This is a genomic window from Nocardioides faecalis (assembly GCF_018388425.1).
GTDB lineage: Bacteria > Actinomycetota > Actinomycetes > Propionibacteriales > Nocardioidaceae > Nocardioides > Nocardioides faecalis.
The window spans coordinates 619,668-641,483 of the sequence record NZ_CP074406.1; the positions used below are offsets into that span (position 1 = coordinate 619,668).

General features: G+C 72.7%; 28 protein-coding genes. 16 read left to right on the forward strand and 12 right to left on the reverse strand.

What is annotated here, in order from left to right; translation table 11 throughout:
• Position 1: 1 nt before the first annotated feature.
• From KG111_RS02850 to KG111_RS02865, 4 genes are all read right to left on the reverse strand, one after another.
• A complete protein-coding gene (locus KG111_RS02850; protein WP_205292805.1) occupies positions 2 to 718 on the reverse strand; it encodes a GAF and ANTAR domain-containing protein in 717 nt (238 codons plus the stop codon).
• A 90-nt stretch (positions 719 to 808) separates the two neighbouring features.
• Positions 809 to 1,648: an MBL fold metallo-hydrolase gene (locus KG111_RS02855; RefSeq protein ID WP_205292804.1), complete on the reverse strand. Its 840-nt coding sequence runs from the start codon at positions 1,646 to 1,648 to the stop codon at positions 809 to 811.
• 12 nt (positions 1,649 to 1,660) lie between these two features.
• Positions 1,661 to 2,257 (reverse strand): hypothetical protein, encoded by a 597-nt coding sequence (locus KG111_RS02860; protein WP_205292803.1) that lies wholly within the window; start codon positions 2,255 to 2,257, stop codon positions 1,661 to 1,663.
• Between the two features lie 37 nt (positions 2,258 to 2,294).
• Complete coding sequence (locus tag KG111_RS02865; RefSeq protein ID WP_240196125.1) at positions 2,295 to 3,431, reverse strand: zinc-dependent alcohol dehydrogenase; 1,137 nt, start codon at positions 3,429 to 3,431, stop codon at positions 2,295 to 2,297.
• A gap of 174 nt (positions 3,432 to 3,605) precedes the next feature.
• Here KG111_RS02865 and KG111_RS02870 point away from each other — a divergent pair, with 174 nt between their 5' ends.
• The 3 genes from KG111_RS02870 (at position 3,606) to KG111_RS02875 (ending at position 4,300) form a co-directional block, all read left to right on the forward strand.
• On the forward strand, positions 3,606 to 3,911 hold the full coding sequence (locus KG111_RS02870) for a DUF1360 domain-containing protein (protein WP_205292801.1): 306 nt from the start codon (positions 3,606 to 3,608) through the stop codon (positions 3,909 to 3,911).
• 111 nt (positions 3,912 to 4,022) lie between these two features.
• A complete protein-coding gene (locus KG111_RS18430; RefSeq protein ID WP_275890233.1) occupies positions 4,023 to 4,154 on the forward strand; it encodes a hypothetical protein in 132 nt (43 codons plus the stop codon).
• Positions 4,151 to 4,300, forward strand: a complete 150-nt coding sequence (locus KG111_RS02875) for a hypothetical protein (protein WP_205292800.1) — start codon at positions 4,151 to 4,153, stop codon at positions 4,298 to 4,300. Before KG111_RS18430 ends, KG111_RS02875 begins: the two co-directional genes overlap by 4 nt.
• Positions 4,301 to 4,327: 27 nt before the next feature.
• On the opposite strand, the gene KG111_RS02880 is transcribed toward KG111_RS02875, so the two are convergent.
• Positions 4,328 to 5,098, reverse strand: a complete 771-nt coding sequence (locus KG111_RS02880; RefSeq protein WP_205292799.1) for an IclR family transcriptional regulator — start codon at positions 5,096 to 5,098, stop codon at positions 4,328 to 4,330.
• 122 nt (positions 5,099 to 5,220) lie between these two features.
• Here KG111_RS02880 and KG111_RS02885 point away from each other — a divergent pair, with 122 nt between their 5' ends.
• Positions 5,221 to 6,015, forward strand: coding sequence for a CoA transferase subunit A (locus KG111_RS02885; RefSeq protein WP_205292798.1), 795 nt, complete (start codon positions 5,221 to 5,223; stop codon positions 6,013 to 6,015).
• Between the two features lies 1 nt (position 6,016).
• Positions 6,017 to 6,646, forward strand: a complete 630-nt coding sequence (locus KG111_RS02890; RefSeq protein ID WP_205292797.1) for a CoA transferase subunit B — start codon at positions 6,017 to 6,019, stop codon at positions 6,644 to 6,646.
• A gap of 107 nt (positions 6,647 to 6,753) precedes the next feature.
• On the opposite strand, the gene KG111_RS02895 is transcribed toward KG111_RS02890, so the two are convergent.
• On the reverse strand, positions 6,754 to 6,891 hold the full coding sequence (locus KG111_RS02895; RefSeq protein WP_205292796.1) for a hypothetical protein: 138 nt from the start codon (positions 6,889 to 6,891) through the stop codon (positions 6,754 to 6,756).
• Between the two features lie 2 nt (positions 6,892 to 6,893).
• On the reverse strand, positions 6,894 to 7,442 hold the full coding sequence (locus KG111_RS02900) for a hemerythrin domain-containing protein (protein WP_205292795.1): 549 nt from the start codon (positions 7,440 to 7,442) through the stop codon (positions 6,894 to 6,896).
• 80 nt (positions 7,443 to 7,522) lie between these two features.
• Here KG111_RS02900 and KG111_RS02905 point away from each other — a divergent pair, with 80 nt between their 5' ends.
• Together KG111_RS02905 and KG111_RS02910 are read left to right on the forward strand one after the other, a co-directional pair.
• Positions 7,523 to 7,963, forward strand: coding sequence for a YiiD C-terminal domain-containing protein (locus KG111_RS02905; RefSeq protein ID WP_205292794.1), 441 nt, complete (start codon positions 7,523 to 7,525; stop codon positions 7,961 to 7,963).
• Positions 7,964 to 8,106: 143 nt separating this feature from the next.
• The gene (locus KG111_RS02910) at positions 8,107 to 9,675 is read left to right on the forward strand and encodes a GAF domain-containing sensor histidine kinase (protein WP_205292793.1); all 1,569 of its coding nucleotides are present in this window, start codon (positions 8,107 to 8,109) and stop codon (positions 9,673 to 9,675) included.
• A gap of 89 nt (positions 9,676 to 9,764) precedes the next feature.
• Here KG111_RS02910 and KG111_RS02915 read toward each other — a convergent pair whose 3' ends face one another.
• Both KG111_RS02915 and KG111_RS02920 read right to left on the reverse strand, forming a co-directional pair.
• On the reverse strand, positions 9,765 to 10,478 hold the full coding sequence (locus KG111_RS02915; RefSeq protein ID WP_249666272.1) for a response regulator: 714 nt from the start codon (positions 10,476 to 10,478) through the stop codon (positions 9,765 to 9,767).
• Between the two features lie 152 nt (positions 10,479 to 10,630).
• Positions 10,631 to 10,999: a hypothetical protein gene (locus KG111_RS02920; RefSeq protein ID WP_205292791.1), complete on the reverse strand. Its 369-nt coding sequence runs from the start codon at positions 10,997 to 10,999 to the stop codon at positions 10,631 to 10,633.
• Positions 11,000 to 11,272: 273 nt separating this feature from the next.
• On the opposite strand from KG111_RS02920, the gene KG111_RS02925 reads away from it, so the two are divergent.
• On the forward strand, positions 11,273 to 12,163 hold the full coding sequence (locus KG111_RS02925; RefSeq protein WP_205292790.1) for a sigma-70 family RNA polymerase sigma factor: 891 nt from the start codon (positions 11,273 to 11,275) through the stop codon (positions 12,161 to 12,163).
• An 18-nt stretch (positions 12,164 to 12,181) separates the two neighbouring features.
• Here the strand turns inward: KG111_RS02925 and KG111_RS02930 are convergent, their stop codons facing one another.
• The gene (locus KG111_RS02930; RefSeq protein ID WP_205292789.1) at positions 12,182 to 12,496 is read right to left on the reverse strand and encodes a CDGSH iron-sulfur domain-containing protein; all 315 of its coding nucleotides are present in this window, start codon (positions 12,494 to 12,496) and stop codon (positions 12,182 to 12,184) included.
• Positions 12,493 to 13,470: an iron-containing redox enzyme family protein gene (locus tag KG111_RS02935; protein ID WP_205292788.1), complete on the reverse strand. Its 978-nt coding sequence runs from the start codon at positions 13,468 to 13,470 to the stop codon at positions 12,493 to 12,495. The genes KG111_RS02930 and KG111_RS02935 overlap by 4 nt, the downstream gene beginning before the upstream one ends.
• 255 nt (positions 13,471 to 13,725) lie before the next feature.
• Between KG111_RS02935 and KG111_RS02940 the strand changes: the two genes are divergently transcribed.
• The 5 genes from KG111_RS02940 to KG111_RS02960 all read left to right on the forward strand — a co-directional run bounded on the left by KG111_RS02940 (position 13,726) and on the right by KG111_RS02960 (position 17,134).
• The gene (locus tag KG111_RS02940; RefSeq protein ID WP_205292787.1) at positions 13,726 to 14,424 is read left to right on the forward strand and encodes a PAS and ANTAR domain-containing protein; all 699 of its coding nucleotides are present in this window, start codon (positions 13,726 to 13,728) and stop codon (positions 14,422 to 14,424) included.
• A gap of 105 nt (positions 14,425 to 14,529) precedes the next feature.
• Complete coding sequence (locus tag KG111_RS02945; RefSeq protein WP_205292786.1) at positions 14,530 to 15,393, forward strand: SDR family oxidoreductase; 864 nt, start codon at positions 14,530 to 14,532, stop codon at positions 15,391 to 15,393.
• A 67-nt stretch (positions 15,394 to 15,460) separates the two neighbouring features.
• The gene (locus KG111_RS02950) at positions 15,461 to 16,327 is read left to right on the forward strand and encodes a methyltransferase (RefSeq protein WP_205292785.1); all 867 of its coding nucleotides are present in this window, start codon (positions 15,461 to 15,463) and stop codon (positions 16,325 to 16,327) included.
• The gene (locus tag KG111_RS02955) at positions 16,324 to 16,584 is read left to right on the forward strand and encodes a hypothetical protein (protein WP_205292784.1); all 261 of its coding nucleotides are present in this window, start codon (positions 16,324 to 16,326) and stop codon (positions 16,582 to 16,584) included. The genes KG111_RS02950 and KG111_RS02955 overlap by 4 nt, the downstream gene beginning before the upstream one ends.
• 280 nt (positions 16,585 to 16,864) lie before the next feature.
• Entirely contained in the window at positions 16,865 to 17,134 is a 270-nt protein-coding gene (locus KG111_RS02960) for a DUF7218 family protein (protein WP_205292783.1), read from the forward strand.
• 38 nt (positions 17,135 to 17,172) lie between these two features.
• Here the strand turns inward: KG111_RS02960 and KG111_RS02965 are convergent, their stop codons facing one another.
• Positions 17,173 to 18,954: a dolichyl-phosphate-mannose--protein mannosyltransferase gene (locus tag KG111_RS02965; RefSeq protein ID WP_249666273.1), complete on the reverse strand. Its 1,782-nt coding sequence runs from the start codon at positions 18,952 to 18,954 to the stop codon at positions 17,173 to 17,175.
• A 56-nt stretch (positions 18,955 to 19,010) separates the two neighbouring features.
• Here KG111_RS02965 and rsmI point away from each other — a divergent pair, with 56 nt between their 5' ends.
• Genes rsmI through KG111_RS02980 form a run of 3 tightly spaced genes read left to right on the forward strand, consistent with a single transcriptional unit; the run spans position 19,011 to position 21,611 of the window.
• Positions 19,011 to 19,859, forward strand: a complete 849-nt coding sequence (gene rsmI / locus KG111_RS02970) for a 16S rRNA (cytidine(1402)-2'-O)-methyltransferase (protein ID WP_205292782.1) — start codon at positions 19,011 to 19,013, stop codon at positions 19,857 to 19,859.
• Positions 19,852 to 20,751, forward strand: a complete 900-nt coding sequence (locus KG111_RS02975) for an alpha/beta fold hydrolase (RefSeq protein ID WP_205292781.1) — start codon at positions 19,852 to 19,854, stop codon at positions 20,749 to 20,751. The genes rsmI and KG111_RS02975 overlap by 8 nt, the downstream gene beginning before the upstream one ends.
• A complete protein-coding gene (locus KG111_RS02980) occupies positions 20,748 to 21,611 on the forward strand; it encodes a TatD family hydrolase (RefSeq protein ID WP_205292780.1) in 864 nt (287 codons plus the stop codon). The genes KG111_RS02975 and KG111_RS02980 overlap by 4 nt, the downstream gene beginning before the upstream one ends.
• Positions 21,612 to 21,816 lie beyond the last annotated feature (205 nt).

Below are 21,816 nucleotides of genomic sequence, written 5' to 3' on the forward strand. Positions count from 1 at the left end.
CTCAGCGCCCGTCGCTCGTGCCGCCGTGCTCGGCGTCGGCCGTCCAGACGATCTCCTCGGCGATCTTGCGGAGCTTGATGTTGCTCGTCGACGAGGCACGCACCAGGAACTGGAAGGCGCGTTGCTCGGTGAGGCCGTAGCGCGCCATGACCAGCCCGGTGGCGGTGCCGATCAGCGTGCGGGACTCCAACGCCTCGCTGAGCTGCGACTCCCGGCTCACCCGGGCCAGTGCCAGGGCGGCATGCCTGGCGAAGAGACCGGCCACGTGCACGGCCTCTTCGTCGACGCTGTCCTGGCTGGTCGAGTAGAGGTTCAGCCCGCCTAGGACGCGGTCGGCGGCGCGCAGCGGCACTGCCAGCTGGCAGCGGATGCCGGCGTCGCGGGCCTGCGGTGCGTAACGGGGCCACTGCGATCCCTGGCCCAGGTCGTCGGCGTGGGCCACGGCCAGCCCTTTCCCCCGGGCGGCGTCGAGGCAGGGGCCCTCGTCCAGCTCGTACTGCAGGGCGTCGAGCTGCCAGGCGAGCTCGCCCGTGCCGGCCCGGGTCTCCGTCCGCTGGTCGCGGGAGGCGACCGTGACGCTGACCTCGTCGAAGCCGGGCACCGAGTACTTGGCGGCGGCGACGACGGCGTCGAGGGTGTCCTTGATCGAGGTGGGACGGTCCATGTCGTCGGCTGCTGCGGCCAGGGCTTCGGCGACGTCGTACGCGGGATCGGTCATGTGGCTCCCCAGGTGAGCCCGTCGGGCGGGCTGGTGGGGCACGACCGTACATTTCCGGCGCGCAGCGCGCCATACGGGAATCCGGACCGGTCAGGCACCCGCATCCCCGGTGGCGTCTCCGGTGCCGTCCGCAGCCGGCAGCGGCATGGTCTCGCCGGGCGCGACGGGCCGCACGACCGAGGCCAGGCCGGCGGCCTCGGCGCGGGCCAGGAAGTCGCCGAGGGGGGAGCGGAACACGCGGTAGTCCGCGTGGTGCACGGGTACGGCGCGCCGGGGCCGCAGCCGCTGCAGGAAGTCGACGCCCTGCTCGTCGTCCATGGTCACGGTGTGCAACAGCACCCGGGTGCCGCCGAGGTGCATCACGGCGGTGTCCAGGTCGGGGTGCCGCTCAGCGATCGCCGAGACATGGTCGCCGGTGAGGGTGTCGCCGCTGAGGTAGACCCGGTGCCGCAGCCGTCCGTCCACCCGGTGCTCCAGCACCGAGCCCATCACCGGCGGCAGCAGCCGCCCCATCAGCCCACGCGCGTGCACGCCGGGCACGGCCTCCACGTCGAGGGTCTCCTCGCCCTTGGTGAGCCGGGTGCGCTCCCAGCTGCGCAGGCCACGGGTCTCGAAACCCCACCGGGCGAGCCGGTCGGCCGCCTCGGGGGTGGTCAGCACCGGCTGCTCGCGCGTCAGGTCGCGCCGCGCGACCCGGTCGAAGTGGTCGCCGTGCAGGTGGGAGAGGACCACCGCGTCGAGCGCGGGAAGCTCGTCGATGTCCAGCGCCGGCTCGGTGAGGCGGCGCGACCACAGCCCCTTGCCGAGGTAGGCGCGCTGCCCGCGGTGCAGGAAGTTGGGGTCGGTGAGCAGGGTGAAGGCGCCCAGGCGCAGGATCGTGGTGGCCGTGCCCACGAAGGTCAGGCTGTCGGTGGCCGGCTCGCCCCGCATGAGCGTCCGCCCTCAGTCCGGTCGTCCGCGCAGCAGGCGGCGGGCCACGGGGCGCGCCGCCTTCGCGACCGCCCACCCGCCGAGCACCCAGGGGGCGCCGACGATGACCGCGTCCACGGGATGGTGGCGTACGTCGACCCGGTCGCGACCCAGGCGCGAGAAGAGGCCGTGACCGCTGAGCTCGGCGGCGATCCCGGTCTCGGTCAGCGGGTTGTCCGGTCGGCCGCTGACGAACGAGCGCAGCGTCTCCTGGGTGACCTCGACACGGTCGGCGGCCAGCAGGAGCAGCCAGTGCGCGGCGCGTGCCTCGCTGTAGCGGTCGTAGGCGAGCCGGCGGATGGCGCCGGGCACGCCGCGGAGCGGGGCGGAGGTGCCGAAGACCGGGGTGAGCCGGGCATGCTCGATCGAGCGCTCCCGGTCTGCGGGGTCGGGCTGCTCCTCGGGGAAGTGCCAGTGCGCGTGCGCCGGTACGGCGTCCGCGAGCTCTCGCGGCACCGAGGGCCGGTCGGCGGGGTCGAGGTCGGCGCCCCAGCCGGGGATCCGGGCGCGCAGCTCCTCGGGCGACGGGATGCCGCGCCGCTCGCCGTTGACGTACGGGGTGTCGCTCATCGTGCGCTCCTGTCCACTCGCGGCGTCACGGCCCGGGTCACTCGCCGGGGACCAGGACGGGCTTGATGCAGCCGTCGAGCTTCGCCGAGAACAGGTGGTAGCCCTCGGCGACGTGCTCGAGCGGGATGCGGTGGGTGATGATCTCGCTGGGCTTGAGGTAGCCGTTGCGGATGTGCTCGAAGAGCCGCGGCCACTGCCGCTTCACCGGGCACTGGTTCATCCGCAGGGTCAGCCCCTTGTTCATCGCGTCGCCGAACTTCACCAGGCTGAACATCGGGCCGTAGGCGCCCATCACCGAGATGGTCCCGCCCTTGCGGACCGCGTCGATCGCCCAGTTCAGTGCGATCGGGGAGCCGCCTTGGAGCTTCAGCTTCGCGGCGGTGACGTGCTGCAGCAGGTTGCCGTCCGCCTCCGCTCCCACGGCGTCGATCACCACGTCGGCGCCGAGGTGGTCGGTCATCTTCTTCAGGTGCACCACGACGTCGGGGACCTGCCCGAAGTGGACCGTCTCGGCGTGGGCGAACGTCTCGGCGAGTCGCAGCCGCTCCTCGAGGTGGTCCACCACGATCACCCGGCCCGCGCCCATCAGCCACGCCGACTTCGCGGCGAACAGGCCGACCGGACCGGCGCCGAGGACCACCACCACCTCGCCCTGGGAGATGTCGCCGAGCTGCGCGCCGAAGTAGCCGGTGGGCAGGGCGTCGGTGCACATCAGGGCGTCGTCGTCGTCCATCCACTCCGGGATGATCGTGGGCCCCACGTCGGCGAAGGGGACCCGCACGTACTCGGCCTGCCCGCCGTCGTACCCGCCGGTGGTGTGGGAGTAGCCGTAGATCCCGCCGACCGCGGTGGCGTTCGGGTTGACGTTGTGGCAGTTGGAGTAGAGCCCACGCGAGCAGAACCAGCAGGTCCCGCAGAACACGTTGAACGGCACCATCACCCGGTCGCCGACCTCGAGGTGCTCGACCGACGGCCCGACCTCGTCGACCACCCCGATGAACTCGTGGCCGAACGTGGTGCCGACCCGGGTGTCCGGCATCATCCCGTGGTAGAGGTGCAGGTCGGAGCCGCAGATCGCGGCCTGCGTCACCCGCACGATCGCGTCGTTGGGGTGCTCGATGCGTGGCCGGTCCTTCTCCTCCACGCGGATCCGGTACGGCGCCCGGTACACCATCGCCTTCACGCTGGCCTCCTCCACCTCGGGGCCCGGCGGTACCCACCATCCGTGGTCCCACCCGGGGATGGTGGGGCTGCGCCGGGTGCCGACCCGGCAGAGGTGGCCGCCCGCCCGGGATGCCCGCCGCGACGTCGGGTATCGGGCAGCCGCCCGGCCACGACTGGAGGATCCATGCCCGCTACCGCCGCAGACCGGTTCGCAGGCCTGCTCGTCGACGGCCTGGCGACGTACCGCCTGGTCAAGCTCGTCCGTCACGACCGGATCACCGCGCCAATGCGGGAGGCCGTCGAGGAGAGCCAGGGCCCGCCCGAGCGCTCCAACATCACCTACCTGCTGGACTGCCCCTGGTGCCTTTCGTTCTACTTCGGCACCGCTCTGACGCTGGGCAGGCTGCGGTGGCCTCGGGCCACCGAGGCCTTTGCGCGGGCGTTTGCGCTCTCCGCCCTGACCGGCATCGTGAGCCAGTGGCTGGACTGAGGCGGCGGGCGCCCAGGTGTCGAATCGCGAACGGTGGGTAATAGAGCCCTCGTCGCCGACCGTCGGCGACGCCCTCGGTGGCATCGGGCCCGAGACTGGAGCAGCGAGAAGATGAACGACCGGTACGACCTCCGCACGTCTGACAGCCAGCCGTCCTGGCACCACACCCTCGGCAGGGTGCGCTGCTACCTCGCGCTGCTGATCTGCGGCACGGTACGGCAGGACCAGGAGTCACCCGCATGAGCGCTCTCGTCCCGGACCACTCCCGCGCGATCGTCGACCGGCTCGAGGCCGCTGTCGACGTCGAGGGGCTGCTCGCCCAGCACGCGGCCACCGGCGGTGCAGCCGGCGCCCTCGCCGACCCGGGCGCCGTCGAGCCGCCCGACTGACCCCCCGGGGGCGCACCGCGAACGGGCTCACCCGGTGGTGGTGCTGCGGATCCTGCCGGACAGCACGTGTGCCTCGTGCAGCAGGAGCTCGCCGAGCTCGGCCTGCCGGGGAGGGGCGAGCCGGTCCTCGATGCCGGTGATGCTCAGCGCCCACCGCGGCTCGTCGTGGGCGTCGAAGACCGCCGCCCCCAGGCCCCAGCTGCCGGGCACCACCAGGCCGGGGTTCACCGCATAGCCCCGCTCCCGGGTGGCGGCGACCCGCTCGGCCAACGCAGCCGGGCCGTGCTGCTCGCCGTACGACGCACCCAGGTCCGCCCCCGCCAGGTAGGCCTCCCGCTCGTGCTCGCCGAGGAAGGCCAGCACCACCAGGCCCGCCGAGGCCACGCCGAGCGGGAAACGCACGCCCTCGTGCAGCACGTGCGAGCGGATCGGGAAGCTCCCGTCCTCCCGCAGCAGGCACACGGTCTCGTCGCCGCGCCGCACCGAGAAGAAGGCGCTCTCCTGCGTCACGCGGGCGATCCGCTGGACCACCTCGCGGGCCACCGGGGTGACGTCGTGCCGGCTCGTGGCCGCGGCGCCGAGCAGGAAGCACTCCGGGCCGAGGTGCCAGGCGCCGTCGTCCTCGTCGCGGTCGGTGAGGCCCTCGCCGCGCAGCGAGACCAGCAGCCGGTGGGCGGTGGGACGGGGGATGCCGGCCCGCTGCGCCAACGCTGTCGTGTGCGCCCCGGCCGGCTCGGCCGCGGCCAGGGCACGCAGCAGCGCCCCGACACGTCCGACGACCGAGGGCCCCTCCTGCACCCTCGCAGCCTAGCGTCCACTCAGCGGACGCCTAGGCGCGCTCATGCTCGGCTCGCGAGAGATCGAGCGGGGATCGGTGCTCATTGATTGACCGCCACCCTCGCGCAGGATTGAATCCGCCCATGGACAAGGTGATCTCCTCAGCCGCGGAGGCGGTGGCGGACATCCCGGACGGCGCGACCCTCACGGTCGGCGGCTTCGGGTTGTGCGGCATCCCCTCGGTGCTCATCAAGGCGCTGCTCGAGTCCGGCGTGCGCGACCTCGAGGTCGTGTCGAACAACGCCGGCGTCGACGACTGGGGCCTGGGCCTGCTGCTCGGTGCCGGCCGGCTGCGCCGCGTCGTCGCCTCCTACGTGGGGGAGAACAAGGAGTTCGCCCGGCAGTACCTCTCCGGTGAGCTCGAGGTCGAGCTGACCCCCCAGGGCACCCTCGCCGAGCGGATGCGCGCGGGCGGCTCCGGCATCGCCGCCTTCTACACCCGCACCGGCGTCGGCACCCAGGTCGCCGACGGCGGCATGCCGTGGCGCTACGACGCCGAGGGCAACGTCGTGAAGTCCTCGCCGGCCAAGCCGACCCAGGTCTTCGCCACCCGCGACGGCGAGCACGAGTTCGTGCTCGAGGAGGCGATCGTCGCCGACTTCGGCATCGTCCGAGCGTGGAAGGGTGACCGGCACGGCAACCTCGTCTTCAAGGACTCCGCCCGCAACTTCAACCCGCTGGCCGCGATGGCGGGCCGGGTCACCATCGCCGAGGTCGAGGAGCTCGTCGAGCCCGGCGACCTCGACCCCAACGAGGTCCACCTGCCCGGCGTCTACGTGCACCGGGTGGTGCCGCTGACCCCCGAGCAGGCGGCGGACAAGCGGATCGAGAAGCGCACCGTCCGGGCGGCGGCAGGCGAGCAGAAGGCGGGCAGCTGAGATGGTGTGGACACGCGAGCAGATGGCGGCCCGAGCCGCCGCCGAGCTCTCCGACGGCGACTACGTGAACCTCGGCATCGGCCTGCCGACGCTGGTGCCCAACTACGTGCCCGACGACGTCGAGCTCGTGCTGCAGTCGGAGAACGGCATCCTCGGCACCGGCGCCTACCCGAGTGACGAAGCGGTGGACCCCGACCTGATCAACGCCGGCAAGGAGACCGTGACGGTCCGCCGCGGCGCCAGCTTCTTCGACTCCGCGACCAGCTTCGGGATGATCCGCGGCGGGAAGATCGACGCCGCGATCCTCGGCGCCATGCAGGTCTCGGCCGCCGGCGACATCGCCAACTGGATGATCCCCGGCAAGATGGTCAAGGGGATGGGCGGCGCGATGGACCTGGTCCACGGCGCCAAGAAGGTCGTCGTGCTGATGGAGCACGTCGCCCGCGACGGCTCCTACAAGATCGTCGACGAGTGCTCCCTGCCCTACACCGGTCGGGGCGTGGTGCAGCGCATCATCACCGACTACTGCGTCCTCGACGTCACCCCCGAGGGCCTGCGCCTCGTCGAGCTCGCCCCCGACGTGACGCTGGACGAGGTCCGCGAGAAGACCGAGCCGCCCGTCCTCGCCTGACGCACGCGTGACGCACGCGTGACGCACGCCTGAGCAAGCGCGACGCCGCCTGAGGACCGGTCAGGGACCGGCCGTCAGGCGGCGTCGAGAGCGTCGAGCGGCTGCGCTCACATGTTGAGCGCGATGCCGATCACCAGCAGGATCGCCAGGACCAGCAACAGCAGCAGCGGCAGCCGGAGCGTGGTGAACCAGGCGCGCTGCTTGTTGTCGGACTGGTGGTCGTCGTGGGGCTGGGGCTGACTCATGTTCACTCCTCGTCCTCATCCAGGAGGCCCTCGGCGCGGGCCTCCTCGACCAGCGCCCGGACCTTCTCGACCCGGCCGCAGTCGTCGGTGATCAGCTTCGCGCGCGCGGCGGCGAACGCCTTGCCGAGCCGTGCGCGCTCGTCGGCGTCGACCTCGTCGCGCGCCGGGTTGAGGATGCTCAGCTCCTCCTCGGTGAGGTGGTGGTTCACCAGGCGGGCGAGCTCCTCGACGAGCTCCTCGAACTCCTCGCCCTCCAGCTCCTCGGCCTCCAGCACCGCCAGCAGGGCCTCGTTGCCCTCGGCGTGCTCCTCGCGGCCGTGGTCGGCCTCGTCGCCGGAGATCGCGTCCTCACGACGCAGGTTCGGGTACACCTCGGCCTCCTCGGCCTCGGCGTGGGCCACGTGCAGCGTGGCGAAGGTGCGTCGTACGGCGTCGCGGTCGCTGCTGCTGTCCCGCAGGTCGCGCAGAAGCTCCTCGAAGCGGCGGTGGTCGGCGAGGATCAGCTCGACGACATCGCCCTCGTCGGGCAGCTGGAGGTCAAGGTCGGTCATGCCCAGCCATTACCCCTCGGGCCGGGATCGATTCACGCCGTCGCGCCCTGCACGAGTGCCGGTGTCCTAGGTTGAGCCCCGTGACCAGCCTGCAGCAGCTCACCGCCGACATCCACCGACTGATCCCGCTGATGGGCTCGATGGGGATCGAGATCGTCGAGGCCGACGGTGGCACCGCGGCGGCCCGGATCCCGGCGGCCCCCAACGTCAACCACTTCGGCTCGATGTACGCCGGGTCGTTGTTCACCGTCGCCGAGGTGCTCGGCGGGGTGCTGTCCTACGCCGGGTTGGCCGCCGAGGGTGCTGTCCCGCTGGTCAAGAGCGTCACCATCGACTTCCTGCGGCCCGCCACCACCTCGGTGCTGGCCCGGGCGAGCCTGGACGACGACGAGCTGAAGGACACGCTGGCCCGCTACGCCGAGCACGGCAAGGCCGACTTCGAGCTGGTCGCCGAGGTCACCGACGAGGCCGGCACCGTGGTGGCCCGCACCCGCGGCCTGTACCAGCTGCGCCGCTTCTGACCCCGCCGTTCCCGGCGCCGCTCCTGGGTGTGCCGAACCCTGGCGGTCGCGAAGGTAAAGGAAATTGGGACCCCCGAGGCGATCAGGACAAGGAACATGGTCCTGTTCTGGCGGTTAGCCTGAGCGCGACGATGGGAGGCCTGATGGATGTCGAGCTGCCGCTGGAGGCGCGCGCGCTCCTGGACGCGGTCGTGGCCATCGGCTCCGACCTCGACCTGAGGGGCGTGCTGAGCCGGATCGTCGAGACCGCCTGTGAGCTCACCGGCGCCGAGTACGGCGTCCTGGGCATCGTCGACGAGCAGGGCCGCTTCACCGAGCTGGTGCCGAACGCGACCGGCGCGGAGGCGTTCCGCCACATCAAGCAGATGCCGCAGGGCCACGGCCTGCTCGGCCTCGTCCCGCGCGAGCGACGCACGATCCGCGTGGACCACGTCGAGGACCACCCCGCCCATAGCCACAGCATGCCCGGCAAGCACCCGCCGATCGACAGCTTCCTCGGCGCCCCGGTGTTGGTGCGCGACGAGGCGTTCGGCCACCTCTACCTCGGCAACAAGCGCGGCGGCGCGACCTTCACCACGACCGATCAGGCACTGGTCGAGGCGCTCGCGCAGGCCGCTGCGGTGATGATCGACAACGCCCGCACCTACGAGCAGGTCGAGTGGCGACGGCGATGGCTGGCCACCAGCGCCGAGATCGGCAACGACCCGACCCGCCCGGCGCGGGTGCACGAGGTGCTCGACGAGCTGGTCGAGTCGCTGCGCGAGCTCTGCTCCGCGAGGGTGGTCGCCGCGGTCTGGCAGGAGAACCAGCTGATGGAGGTCCGCGCCGCCTCCGGCGAGCATGACCTCGTCACCGCGATGGTGGACGACCTCGGTGACGAGCTGCGCGGCGTCACCGAGACGGGCACCCCCCGACGGATCCCGGTCTCGCCGGGCGTCGCCACCATCGTCGTACCGGTGCCCACCCGGCTCGCCGGGACGGGCGTCATCGTCGTGGAGCACGCCCGCGAGACGCCATCGCTGCGCGGGGTGATGCTGGAGCTCGCCGCGGTCAGCGGCGTGCAGCTCGGGCTGATCCTCGACCGCGAGCAGGCGCTGCGCGACCGTGCGCAGCTGCTCGTCGCCAAGGACCGCGACCGGATCGCCCGCGACCTGCACGACCTCGTCATCCAGCGGCTGTTCGCCACCGGCATGCAGCTCCAAGGTGGTCGCGGTCTCGACGTGCTCGAGCTGCGCAGCCGGGTCGACGGCGCGATCGGCGACCTGGACATCGCGATCAAGGAGCTGCGGGCCGCGATCTTCGAGCTCGGTGCGGGCCCGGTGAAGCCGCTGCTGGAGGAGGTGCGCTCGCTGCTCAGCGAGTACGCCGTCGTCCTCGGCTTCCAGCCCGTGCTGCGGATCTCCGGCCAGGTCGACCGGGCCCTGACCTCCGAGGCGAACACCCACGCCCTCACCACGCTGCGCGAGGCGTTGTCCAACGTCGCCAGGCACGCCGAGGCGAGGTCGGTGGTGGTGGAGATGTCCGCAACGTCGGCCTGGTTCCGGCTGCGCGTGATCGACGACGGGGTCGGCTTCGACCCGCACACGGCCCCCTCCGGTCACGGTTCCTCGAACCTGCGCTCCCGCGCGGCCGAGCTGGGAGGGCACCTCCAGGTGACCTCCGCGCCCGGTGCCGGCACCACGCTGGAGTGGGTCATCCCCGCGATCGGCTGAGCGCGGCCGGACGCCCAGACGCCGCACGACCCCGCCTCGGCGGGCCGAGGCGGGGTCGTGCGGCGTGGAGGGTGCTGCGACCTCGGAGGTCAGCCGACCCGGCGACCGGCGTCGATGCCGGGCCCGGGCGTGGAGGGCAGTGCGGTGGCGGTGCTGCTCTCCGTGCCGCGCAGCCGGACCGCGAGCAGGGCGGCCTGCGTGCGGTGCTGCAGCCCGAGGCGGGAGAGCAGGCCGGTGACGTGGTTCTTGACGGTCTTCTCGGCCAGGTAGAGACGCTCCGCGATCTGGCGGTTCGTCATGCCCTCGGCGATGAGGAAGAAGATCTTGCGCTGCTGCGGGGTGAGGTCGCTGATCACGTCCAGCGACTTGCGCTGCAGCTCCATCTGCTCGACCACGCGGCTGGCCACGGTCGGGTCGATCAGGGAGTGGCCGCCGGCGACGAGCTTGATGCCGCTGATCAGGGAGTTGCCCTCGATCCGCTTGAGCACGTAGCCGGAGGCGCCGGCGAGGATGGCGGCGGAGATCGCGTCCGGGTCGTCGTACGACGTGAGGATCATGCCCTTGATCGTGGGGTCGACCGCGCGCATCTCCCGGCAGATGTCGACGCCCGTCCCGTCGCCCAGGTTGGCGTCGAGGATGGCCACGTCGGGCCGCAGTTCGAGGATCTCACGCAGCGCCACGGAGGCGCTGCCGGCCTGCCCGACGACCTGGATCTCGTCGTCGGTCTCCAGCAGGTTGGCAACTCCGCGCCGGACGATCTCGTGGTCGTCGACGAGGTACACGCGAATGGTCTTCTTGTCCACGCCTCGATTGTGGGCGAAAAGTCCCGACTCCGCCGCTTCTTGGCAGGCCTGTGGGCGGAGGGCCCTCCTGGGCATGGCCCGGACGGACTAGGCGGGTGACCCGATCGGGTCGTGCGAGGGGAGGGAGGTCCCCTCGTGTGCGCGGGGGAGGACTACTGGGCGAGTGCCTCGTCGCGGGCCTGCGACATCCGGGACTGCGTGTGCCGCAGCTCGGCGAGCAGAGCGACGATGTCGCGGGTGGTCAGGTGGGTGGTGTGACGTGCCAGCGGCCACGGAGCCAGCCACTCCTGCGCCTCGGCCGCCGTGATCCGCGTGCCGAGGACGAGGCGGTAGCCCTCTGGCGACCCTGCCGGCGCGGCGTCGGCCACGAGGGCCGTGAAGTGCTCGTCGGACACCGGGTCGTGGACGAGCAGGTGTTCGCCGGCGACCAGGGGCCGGGTCAGGCCTCGCGCGTCCCCGCGGACGTGCAGGGAGCGGCTGCGCCGGGTGAACGGGCCGACCTCCGTCTCGACCTGCTGCACCACTTCTCCTCGGCTCCCGGCTTCTCCTCGGCTCCCAGCGCCCGACACGTCCGGGCTGCTGCGGCCACATCGGCCGGCTCCTGGTCCAACCGTGCGGCAGCCCCGGCGGTTATGCGGTGCGCAGTCCTCTTCCGCATGGCCCGTTCGGATCATGTCCTCTGGTCCTTGTGGGTGGCCTGGATCTCCCGGGCGCGCTACGTTAGGGAGTCGAAGCACCAGGAACGACGTGGCCCAACCCACCGCCACACCGCTCTCGCCCTCGGGAGTCCCATCGTGTCCCATGCTCACCCCGTCTCCGTCGCCCCTGGCGCCGCCCGCTCCGGCGAGGCAAGCGAGGCCGATCCGCTGCCCACCATCCCGCTGGGGCCACTCACCGGGCGGGTCTCGGACGAGGGCTCCGCGGGCACCCGTAAGCGGCGCACCGCCGCCCTGCTCGCCGAGGCCGCCTCCTGCCGCGGCGCGGAACGCGACCGACTCCTGGGCGAGGTGATCGTCCTGAACATCCCCGTGGCCCGCTCGCTGGCCGCCCGCTACCGCAACCGCGGGCAGGGCGCGGACGAGCTCGAGCAGGTGGCCTGCCTCGCGCTGACCCGCGCCGTGCAGGGCTTCGACCCCGAACGCGGCGATGACCTGCTGGTGTTCGCAGTGCCCACCATCCTCGGTGAGCTCAAGCGCCACTTCCGCGCCACGAGCTGGGCGGTGCGCCCGCCCCGGCGCATCCAGGAGATCCGTCCCCGGCTCCTCGCGGCGGCCGACGACCTCACCCAGCGTCTCGGGCACACGCCGTCGGCCGACGAGCTCGCCGACGAGCTGGGCTGCTCGATCGCCGAGGTCAGCGAGGCGGTCTCCTGCGGAGACCTGTCCCAGGCCGCGTCCCTCGACGAGCCGGTCTCGGCCACCGGAAGTCCGCTCGGCGAGCTGCTGGGCAGCGAGGAGGAGGGCTTCGGGCAGAGCGAGGCGGTCGCGATGCTCGGACCAGCGTGCCGCGACCTCAAGCCCCGGGATCGCCGCATCCTGCGGATGCGCTTCTACGAACAGCTCACCCAGCAGCAGATCGCGGTCGAGCTCGGGGTCACCCAGGTGCAGGTGTCCCGGCTCCTGCAGCGCATCTTCGCCGACCTGCGTCGCAGGATCGATGCCCCGGAGGAGCCCCACGCCGCTTGACCCTCCGGTCGGCGCTCGTCAGCGCCCGGCGCTACCGGCCGCGCGATGGGTGGCGCGGTCGCCGGTGTCGTCGTCGGTGTCGTCGTCCGTGTGGTCGCTCGCCTGATCGGGCGTGCCGTCGGGCGCGCCGTCGTCCGTGCTGCGCGGCCGACGGCGCTTGCGGTGGCTGGTGTCGCACCAGGGCATGCGCTCGGAGCGGTTGCACCGGCACAGCGCGACCACGGCCCGGTTCGTCGGTGCCGTGGTGCCGTCCGGCGCGACGACCTCGTCGGCGCCCCGGACCAGCAGCGGCCCGCCCGGGCAGTCGGTGACGGTGACCCGACGCTCGCTCATCCCGCGGCCCTCGTCTCGTGCCGCTGCGCGGCCCAGTCCTCCAGCATCGCCCGGCCGGCGAGGCCGTCGACGCTGAGGCAGGCGGCTGCGCCGAGGACGACGTCGGCGGCCAGGCTCGGGTCCTCGGCCACCATCGGCCCGCAGATGCCGCGGATCGCCAGCTGCTCGTGCACGGCGTCCGCCTCCACGTGCTCGTCGTAGTAGTCGGCGACCGCCTCGGGCAGGCCGAGCCGCTGCGCGCCGCGCAGGATCTGCCCGCACGGCAACGAGCTGGTGGCCTCGAAAGCCGCGAGGTGGCCCATCGCGGCGCCGCGCAGCCGCCGGTTCAGCGCGAACAGCGACATCAGGTTCACCGACGCCAGCGTGGCGCCGGTGGCCCGGGCGAGGTACGGCTCGAGGTCGGTGGGCATGCCCAGGGACTCCAGGGCATCGGCGTAGAGGGCCTGGTGCAGCCGGTCGGCGCGCCCGGAGCCGTACTCGTCGTACTGCAGCTCGGCCAGGGCGACCTTCGCGGCTCCGCCGATCCGGGGCAGCACGAAGCTCTGCGGGTCGGACTCACGCAGGTGGTAGACGGCCCGCTGGGCCAGGTAGTGGCAGAACTCGTCGCGGTCCGCGCGCAGCTCGAGGTGCTCGGCCAGGGAGGACTCCTCAGAGGCGGTCATCCGGACCAGCGCGTTGACCACGCGCTCGGCGGCGCTCTCGCCCCGCTCCTGGTCGGCCTCGAGGTCGTGCTCCTCGGCGACCAGCGCGCGCACGGCCTCCTCGAAGACGCGCTCCATCCCGGCCCTGCAGAGCAGCAGCAGCGGATCCCACTCCGCAGCGGGGTCGACGTCGTCGAAGCCGCGGTAGTGCAGCTCGTAGAGCATCCACAGCGCCAGCTGGAAGTCGCGGTCGGTCAGCGGGTCGGCCAGGGTGAGACCCTCGAGCTCCGGCACGGCGCGCGGTCCGTCGGTGCGCCGCAGCAGCGCACGCACGACGCCTTCGCTGAGGGGGCCACAGGGTTCCGGCACTCGCATGGGGGTCCTTCCGGGTGGGGCACGACGATGGGTCCGCGTCGGGGGTGGCGCAGGGCGAACGTCCCGGTGTTGTGCCCCCGCGGAGCGGTGGAGATAGTTGTTCGGCACAATCAGGGAGACGTCGGTCTACGGCCCGGCGCTGGCGTCGAGGTACCCGCGCCTGGGGGCGCCATACGCGGGTGGTCGAGAACAGCGGACAAGGGGGGGAAAGGCGTGGAGGAAGCAGTGGGACCTGAGCCGCCGGTCGCGCAGCTGCCGCTGTCCGCGTCCGCCGGACAGACCGGACGCTTCGTGTTCCACGTCGCCAAGGACGTCTGGGAGTGGGACGACGACGTCTACGTCATCCACGGCTACGTCCCCGGCGAGGTGGAGCCGACCTCGGACCTGATCATGAGCCACAAGCACGAGCAGGACCGCGAGCTCGTGGAGGTCACGCTGAGCCGAGCCCGCTCGACCGGCGAGCCGTTCAACATCTACTACCGCATCGTCGTCGGAGACGAGATCCGCCGCGTCGTCCTCGTCGGTGAGGGCGAGTACGACGACCCGCAGCCGGAATCGACCGGCGCGGACGCGAAGCCGCGGGGCGCCGACCGGCTCGTCGGCTACTACCTCGACCTCACCCCCGAGATGGAGGCGGAGAGCAGCGCCGCCGCCGACGCCGCCGTGGCGGCCTCCGCCAAGGCCCGCGACACGATCGAACAGGCCAAGGGCATCCTCATGCTCGGCTACGGGCTCGACGCCGACGCCGCGTTCGCGATGCTCAAGTGGTGGTCGCGCAACCGCAACGTCAAGGTGCGCGAGGTCGCGGACCGCCTCATCCAGGTCGCGCGCGAGGGACACGTCAGCCACCCCGGCCTGCGCCGCCTGCTCGACGGGCTGCTCGACGACCTCACCTCGCGGCAGGTCACCTAGGCCTCACTCGCTGGCCGCCGGCTGCTGTGCGCCACCCGTCGGCCGCTGCTCTGGTGGACAGCAGGCGACCGGGGTCACCGCGCCCGGTCCGGGTACCGCCCGGCCATGAGCGACGACATCCAGTTCCCCGCCCAGCAGCAGACCCCGCCCGGCCTGACCGGCGAGATGGACCCCGTGCCCGATCACGGCGAGGACAGCTACACCGGTCACGGCAGGTTGACCGACCGCGCCGCCCTGGTCACCGGTGGCGACTCCGGCATCGGCCGTGCCGTCGCCCTCGCCTACGCCCGCGAGGGCGCCGACGTGGCGTTCACCTACCTGCCCGAGGAGGAGGCGGACGCCGAGGTGACCGCCCGGCTGGTCACCGAGGCCGGCCGCACCGCGGTGCCGATGGCGCTCGACCTGACCGCCCGCGATGCCTGCGACTCAGCCGTGCAGCAGACCGTCGACGCCCTCGGCGGCCTCGACATCCTGGTCAACAACGCGGGCTTCCAGATGGCGCGCCAGCTCGAGCTCACCGACCTCGACGACGAGCGCATCGACCGCACCTTCAAGACCAACCTGTACGCCGCCCTGTGGCTGGCACGCGCCGCCACCCCGCACCTGCGCAAGCGGCCCGGCTGCATCATCAACAACACCTCCATCCAGGCCTACGAGCCGTCCACCACGCTGCTGGACTACGCCGCCACCAAGGCTGCGCTCAACAACCTCACCGTCAACCTCGCCGCCTCCCTGGGCAGCGACGGCATCCGGGTGAACGCGGTCGCGCCGGGCCCGATCTGGACGCCCCTGCAGCCGGCCACCCAGCTGCCGGAGAAGATCGAGAAGTTCGGCACCGAGACCCCGCTGGGCCGCGCCGGCCAGCCGGCGGAGGTTGCGCCGGCGTTCGTCTTCCTCGCCTCCGACGCCGACGCGTCGTACATCTCGGGGACGGTGCTCGGGGTCACCGGCGGGAAGCCGGTCTTCTAGGCGCCGACCCCGCGAACGGTGCCCGGAAGCCACGGATGGGCCGTGAGGTGAGGGGTATCGCAGGCCCATGACCAGCACCACCACCGCCGGTGAGGCGATGTCCGCCGAGCCGGTCGACTTCGACGGCCTCCGGATCGCCTGGGACCCCCGGGTCCTGCGGCCCCGTCCGTGGACCGCCGAGCAGGGCCGGTGGGCCGCCGAGGTGGCCGAGAGCGCCCCGGCCGGCCCGATCCTGGAGCTGTGCGCCGGGGCCGGGCAGATCGGCCTGGTGGCCGCCCGGGACTCCGGGAGGGTCCTGGTGCAGGTCGACCGCGACCCCGTGGCCGTGGGCTACGCCCGGGCCAATGCCGCCGCGGCAGGGCTGGACGCCGAGGTGCGCTGTGCGTCGCTGGACGCGGCGCTGCGCCCCGAGGAGCGGTTCGGCGTCGTGGTCGCGGACCCGCCCTGGCTGCGCAGCGACGAGCTGACGCAGTTCCCCGAGGACCCCACCGGGGCCGTCGACGGGGGCGCCGACGGGTTCGGGCTGATCCGGCAGTGCCTCGAGGTCGGGGTCGCCCACCTCGCCCCGGGTGGCGCACTGCTGCTGCAGGTCGGCCCCGACCAGGTCGCGCAGGTGTCCGAGCACGTCCGAGAAGCGTTGCCGCGCCACCGGGTGGCCGCGGTGCGCACCTACCCAAGAGGAGCGATCGTGATGGTCACAGACCAGTCCCACCCCGGGCCCGGCAAGGGCGACGAGAACGACGACGAGAAGCAGGACGGCCAGCAGAGCGAGGGCCAGGTCTCCGAGGTCAGTGCGATGCGCGACCCCGACGAGCCGATCTCACCGTCGGACGCGGTCGCCGGCTCGCCGGACAACGAGAAGGAGGGCGACCTGCAGGAGGGCGCCGCCGGCCCGAACGCCCGCACCGGGAACGAGGACCCGGACAAGCGGTGAGCGAAGGGCAGCACGGCGAGGACCCGATCCGGCGGCTCACCCCGGACGAGCCGGTCGACCCCGACCAGAAGGAGCTCGGCGCCGACGTGCCCGTAGCGGAGGAGTACCTCCCCGAGGACGCCGACCCCGAGGCCCCTGCCGACGTGCCCGGCACGGGTGACGACGAGCTCTACCCGCGCGCGGACGAGAGCGGTCCCGACGAGGGCGGCCCCGACGAGGACCTGTCCGGTGCGGCCGACGAGCAGGATCGACCGTGACGGCGCCCGAGATCGTGGCGCCGGGCGCGCGTGCGAGGTGCTCCACCTCGCCCTGATCGCCGCGACGGCGGTCGCGGTGGCCTCCATCGCCCTGTGGGCCGCGGTCGCCTCGTCATGAGGTGCCGCGTGCGATGAGAGGCAGCCCGGCCGTCGTCGCGGTCCCGGCCCTCCGCCCGGCCCGCGACCCGGCTCTCTGCGTGCGCGGGTACCTGGCGTGTTGCCTGCGCAAGGCCGGGTAGCGCAGGCAAGAGGAGACGAACGCTTCGCTCGAGGAGGAGCCATGCCGGCTGACAAGCACGGTCCCGGGATCAAGAACCCCGACGTCTACGAGGAGCTGCGCTCCGACGGCGCGAGCAAGGAGAAGGCCGCCCGGATCTCCAACGCCATGGCGTCCGAGGGTGCCTCGAAGGTCGGGCGGCGCGGCGGGAAGTCACCGGCCTACGAGGAGTGGACCGTCGCCGAGCTCCGCCAGCGCGCCGCCGAGCTGGACGTGGAGGGCCGCTCCTACATGCGCAAGGACCGGCTCATCGACGCCCTGCGCAATCACTGACCGGGCAACCACTGGGGGTCCTGTCGGACTCTCGCGGCTCACACCCAGCGGGAGAACCAGATCCGGTCCAGCCACTCGCTGTGGGTGAGCATCTGGTTGGTCAGGATCGGCCAGAACCAGGCGAAGTTCACCAGCACCAGCACCACGAACGCCCCGCCGACGACCACCCCGACGGTCCGTCTCGAAGACGGCAGCCGGGACCCCCCGATCAGGGTGCCGATGGACAACGCCAGCGCCAGCACCAGGAACGGCAGCGTGGCGATCGCGTAGAAGATGAAGATCGGCCGGTCGTCGTACATCATCCACGGCAGCCACGTGGACAGCGTGCCGACCACCGCCACGCCGTAGCGCCAGTCGCGGGCGCCGATCCACATCACCGCCGCGAACAGCAGCGCGACGAAACCGCCCCACCACAGCACCGGGGTCGGGATGAGCAGCACCTGCTTGATGCAGTCGCTGCCGGCGGGGGCGTCGCAGCCCGGCTCGGACGGCGGGATGTCGTTGGTGACCGCGACCCCCACCGGCCGGTTGACCAGCAGCCAGCTGGACGGCTTCGAGGCGTAGAAGTGCGTCGAGCAGTTCAGGAAGTGGGTGTGGAACGTGTAGACGTCCTGGTGGTAGTACCAGAGCGAGCGCAGCGACTGCCACGCCTCGGCCAGCCCCTTGGCGTCCGGCTCGTCGGCGGTCGGCCAGCGCCGGTCGGTGTCGAGGTCGGTGGCGACGTAGGAGTCGTCGTCCTCGGCGCAGTGACCCTGCCCGGTGTACTGGCGGTACTGCGTGGCGCTCAGCTGCTCCTCGTACTCGTTCGCGTGCGCCAGCCAGCCGCCCCAGGTCGCGATGTAGACCATCGCCGCCACCACGACCAGGTGCACGAAGGCGGGCAGCCCGTCGGCGATCGCGCCCTTGACCAGCGGCCACCGCACGCCCAGGGAGCGCCGGGCACCCGAGCTCCAGATCCAGCACAGCACGCCGAACGCGGCCAGCGGGTAGACCGCCGCCCACTTCGTGCCGGCCGCCAACCCGAACCAGACCCCGGCGGCGAGCAGCCACGGCCGGAACAGGATCCGCCGGCCCCACGCCCCCGGCGGGTACGACGCCCCCGAGCCCACCCCGCGCGCGAGCCGGGCGCGGTGCCAGTCCCGGTCGGCCACCAGGCAGGAGACGGCCAACAGCAGGAACAGCGCCAAGAAGATGTCGAGCAGCGCCAAGCGGGAGAGCACGAAGTGCAACCCGTCCAGCATCAGCAGCAGGCCCGCGATGCAACCCAGCGCGGTGGATCCGGTCATCCGGCGCACCAGGCGGCACATCACCAGCACCATCAGCGCACCCGCGACGGCGGCGGCGATCCGCCAGCCGAAGGGGTTCATGCCGAACGCCTGCTCGCCGAGCGCGATCAGCCACTTGCCCACGTCGGGGTGCACGGCCAGCGACGGCTCGCCGGTCCACACGTCGCTGGTGTAGCCGGCGAGGATGTCGTCGTTGATCTCGTTGTCGGGGTTGCCGTCGGCGTCGGTGCGGTAGGTCTGCGCGAAGCCGTTGTTGAGCAGCGACCACGCGTCCTTGGCGTAGTAGGTCTCGTCGAAGGCGAAGCGGGCCGGGTTGCCCAGCCCGACGAGGCGGAAGCCGAGCGCCAGCAGCGTCAGCGCCAACGGGCACAGCCAGCCGATCAGCCGCTCGCGACGGCTCAGCCCGTGCAGGGGGCCGAGGGCGCGCTGCACGGCGAGCGGGACGCGGGCGCCGGAGGCGGTGCGGGACAGCCCGACGAGCCGCTCGGCAGGCTCGGCCCGCTCGGGCCGCTCGGCCTCGTCCACGACGCTCACGGACGCGAAGCCTACGCGGCGGGCCCACGGTCGCGGCGTGACGTGGAGCGGCTGCAATGATCGACGGTGTGAGTGGAGTCCTCGTGCTGGCCGGAACCCCGATCGGGCAGGTCGCTGACGCGCCGCCCCGGCTGGCGGCCGAGCTCGCCGCCGCCGACGTGGTCGCCGCCGAGGACACCCGCCGGCTGCGCCGCCTGGTCGGCGACCTCGGCGTCGAGGTGCCCGGGCGGGTCGTCTCCTACTTCGAGGGCAACGAGGTGGCCCGCACGCCGGGCCTGCTCGAGGCGCTGCAGGCCGGGGAGCGGGTGGTGCTGGTCACCGACGCCGGCATGCCCAGCGTCTCCGACCCCGGCTACCGGCTCGTCGCGGCCGCCGTGCAGGCGGGGATCCGGGTCACCGCCGTGCCGGGGCCCTCCGCCGTGCTCACCGCCCTGGCCGTGTCCGGCCTGCCCGTGGACCGGTTCTGCTTCGAGGGCTTCCTGCCCCGCAAGCCCGGTGAGCGTGCCCGGCGCCTGGCGGAGGTCGCCGCCGAGACCCGGACACTGGTCTACTTCGAGGCGCCGCACCGCACGCTCGCCGCGCTGGAGGCGATGCGGGAGGCGTTCGGCGCCGACCGGTCCGCGGCGGTGTGCCGTGAGCTGACCAAGACGCACGAGGAGGTCCGGCGCGGCCCCCTCGCCGACCTCGTCGCATGGGCCGCGGACGGCATCCGCGGCGAGGTCACCATCGTGGTCGCCGGCGCCAGCGGCGGCCCCGACGTCGCGGGCGACCCAGAGAGCCTGCGCGCCGCCGTCGCCGAGCTGGAGGAGGAAGGGATGCGACGCAAGGAGGCGATCGCCGCGGTCGCCGTACGAGCCGGACTGCCCAAGCGTGAGGTCTACCAGGTGGTGCACATCGATGACTGAGCCCCCGAACGAAGCCCCGAGCCAGGCCCCGGACGAGCCCACGGGCTCCGAGCACCGGATCACCTCGGTGAGCCGCGCCGGACTCACCTTCGACGTCCACGACTCCGGCCCGGCCGACGGGGAGGTGGTCGTGCTGCTGCACGGCTTCCCCGAGCGCGCCACCTGCTGGACGTACGTCGCGCCGCAGCTGAACGCCGCCGGCTACCGCACCCTCGCGATGGACCAGCGCGGCTACTCCCGCGGTGCGCGGCCCACCCGGCGCCGCGACTACCGCACCGGGGACCTCGCCCGCGACGTCGTGGCCCTCATCGACGCCGCGGTGGGCCCGGACGGCACCGTCCACCTCGTGGGCCACGACTGGGGCGCGATCGTCGCCTGGAGCCTGGCCCAGCACCACGGCCTGCGGCTGCGCAGCCTCACCGCCGTCTCGGTGCCGCACCCCCAGGCGTTCGTCTCCGCGGTCAAGCACTCACCGCAGCTGCTGCGCTCGTGGTACATGGGCTTCTTCCAGCTGCCCGTGCTGCCCGAGCTGCTCGGCGCCCACACCGGGCGGGTGGAGGCGATGCTCGCCTCCTCCGGCATGACCGAGGGCGACCTGGCCCGCTACCGCCGCGAGGTCGTCGAGGACGGCGCGCTGCCCACGGCGCTGAACTGGTACCGAGCGCTCCCGCTGACCGACCCGCGCAGCGCCCGGGCCCGGGTCCGCGTGCCCACCACGATGGTGTGGAGCGACGGCGACACCGCGATCGACCGGTGGGGCCCGGCGAACAGCGGACGCTGGGTCGACGCGCCGTTCACCTACGTCGAGCTGCCGGGGGTCACGCACTGGATTCCCAGCCAGGCGCCGGACCTGCTGGCCTCGGTGATCCTGGAGCGGGTGGGCGCGCAGTGAGCTCCTCGGCTCGTGCCGGCGGCGAGCGGCCGCCGGCACCCGAGCCGCTGCCGCACCCCGTCGTCGACAACCACTGCCACCTCGACATCGGTCGCGACGGCCAGGTGTGGGACGCGGCCGAGGCGATCGTCGCGGCCGCCGAGGTGGGCGTGACCCGCATCGTGCAGATCGGCTGCGACCTGCGTGGAGCGGCGTGGGCGGTCGCCGCGGCCGAGCAGCACGACGCCCTCGTCGCGGGCGTCGCGCTGCACCCCAACGAGGCGCCCCGCATCCTCTCCTCCGGCGGCCGGGCGGCGCTGGAGGAGGCGTGGACGGAGATCGAGCGTCTCGCCGGCGCCCACGACCGGGTCCGGGCGGTGGGGGAGACCGGCCTGGACGCGTTCCGCACCGGCGAGGAGGGCCGGGCGGTGCAGGTGGAGTCGTTCGTCCGGCACATCGACCTCGCCAAGCGCCTCGACAAGACACTGGTCATCCACGACCGCGACACCCACGACGAGGTGCTGGAGGTGCTCGACGCCGAGGGCGTCCCGGAGCGCTGGGTGATGCACTGCTTCTCCGGGGACGCCGACTTCGCCCGGGCGTGCCTGGACCGCGGCGCCCACCTGTCCTTCGCCGGCACGGTCACCTTCAAGAACGCCGAGCCGCTGCGCGAGGCACTGCGGATCACGCCGCTGGACCGGGTGCTGGTGGAGACCGACGCGCCGTACCTGACCCCGGCGCCGTACCGCGGGCGCACCAACGCCTCCTATCTCGTGCCGCTCACCGTGCGTGCCATGGCGGCCGAGCTCGGCACCGATCTGGGCGAGCTCTGCGCCGCGATCGACGCCAACACCGAGCGGGCCTTCGGCGGGACCTGGTGACGTGCACGACTCCTGTGACCGATGAGGTCCAGTGGGGTGAGCCGGGTCACAGAAAGCGGTGGGCGCGGCGCCGGATTTTGCATCTGACCCGCGCAGCCTGTTCCAGTGGAGGACAGAAAGCCGGGATCGGTCGCCCATCCTGACGGGTCCTCGGGGACCAGGCCGCACGCTCGTGGCCAGGCCCCGGACCCTCGCCCGAGGCCCG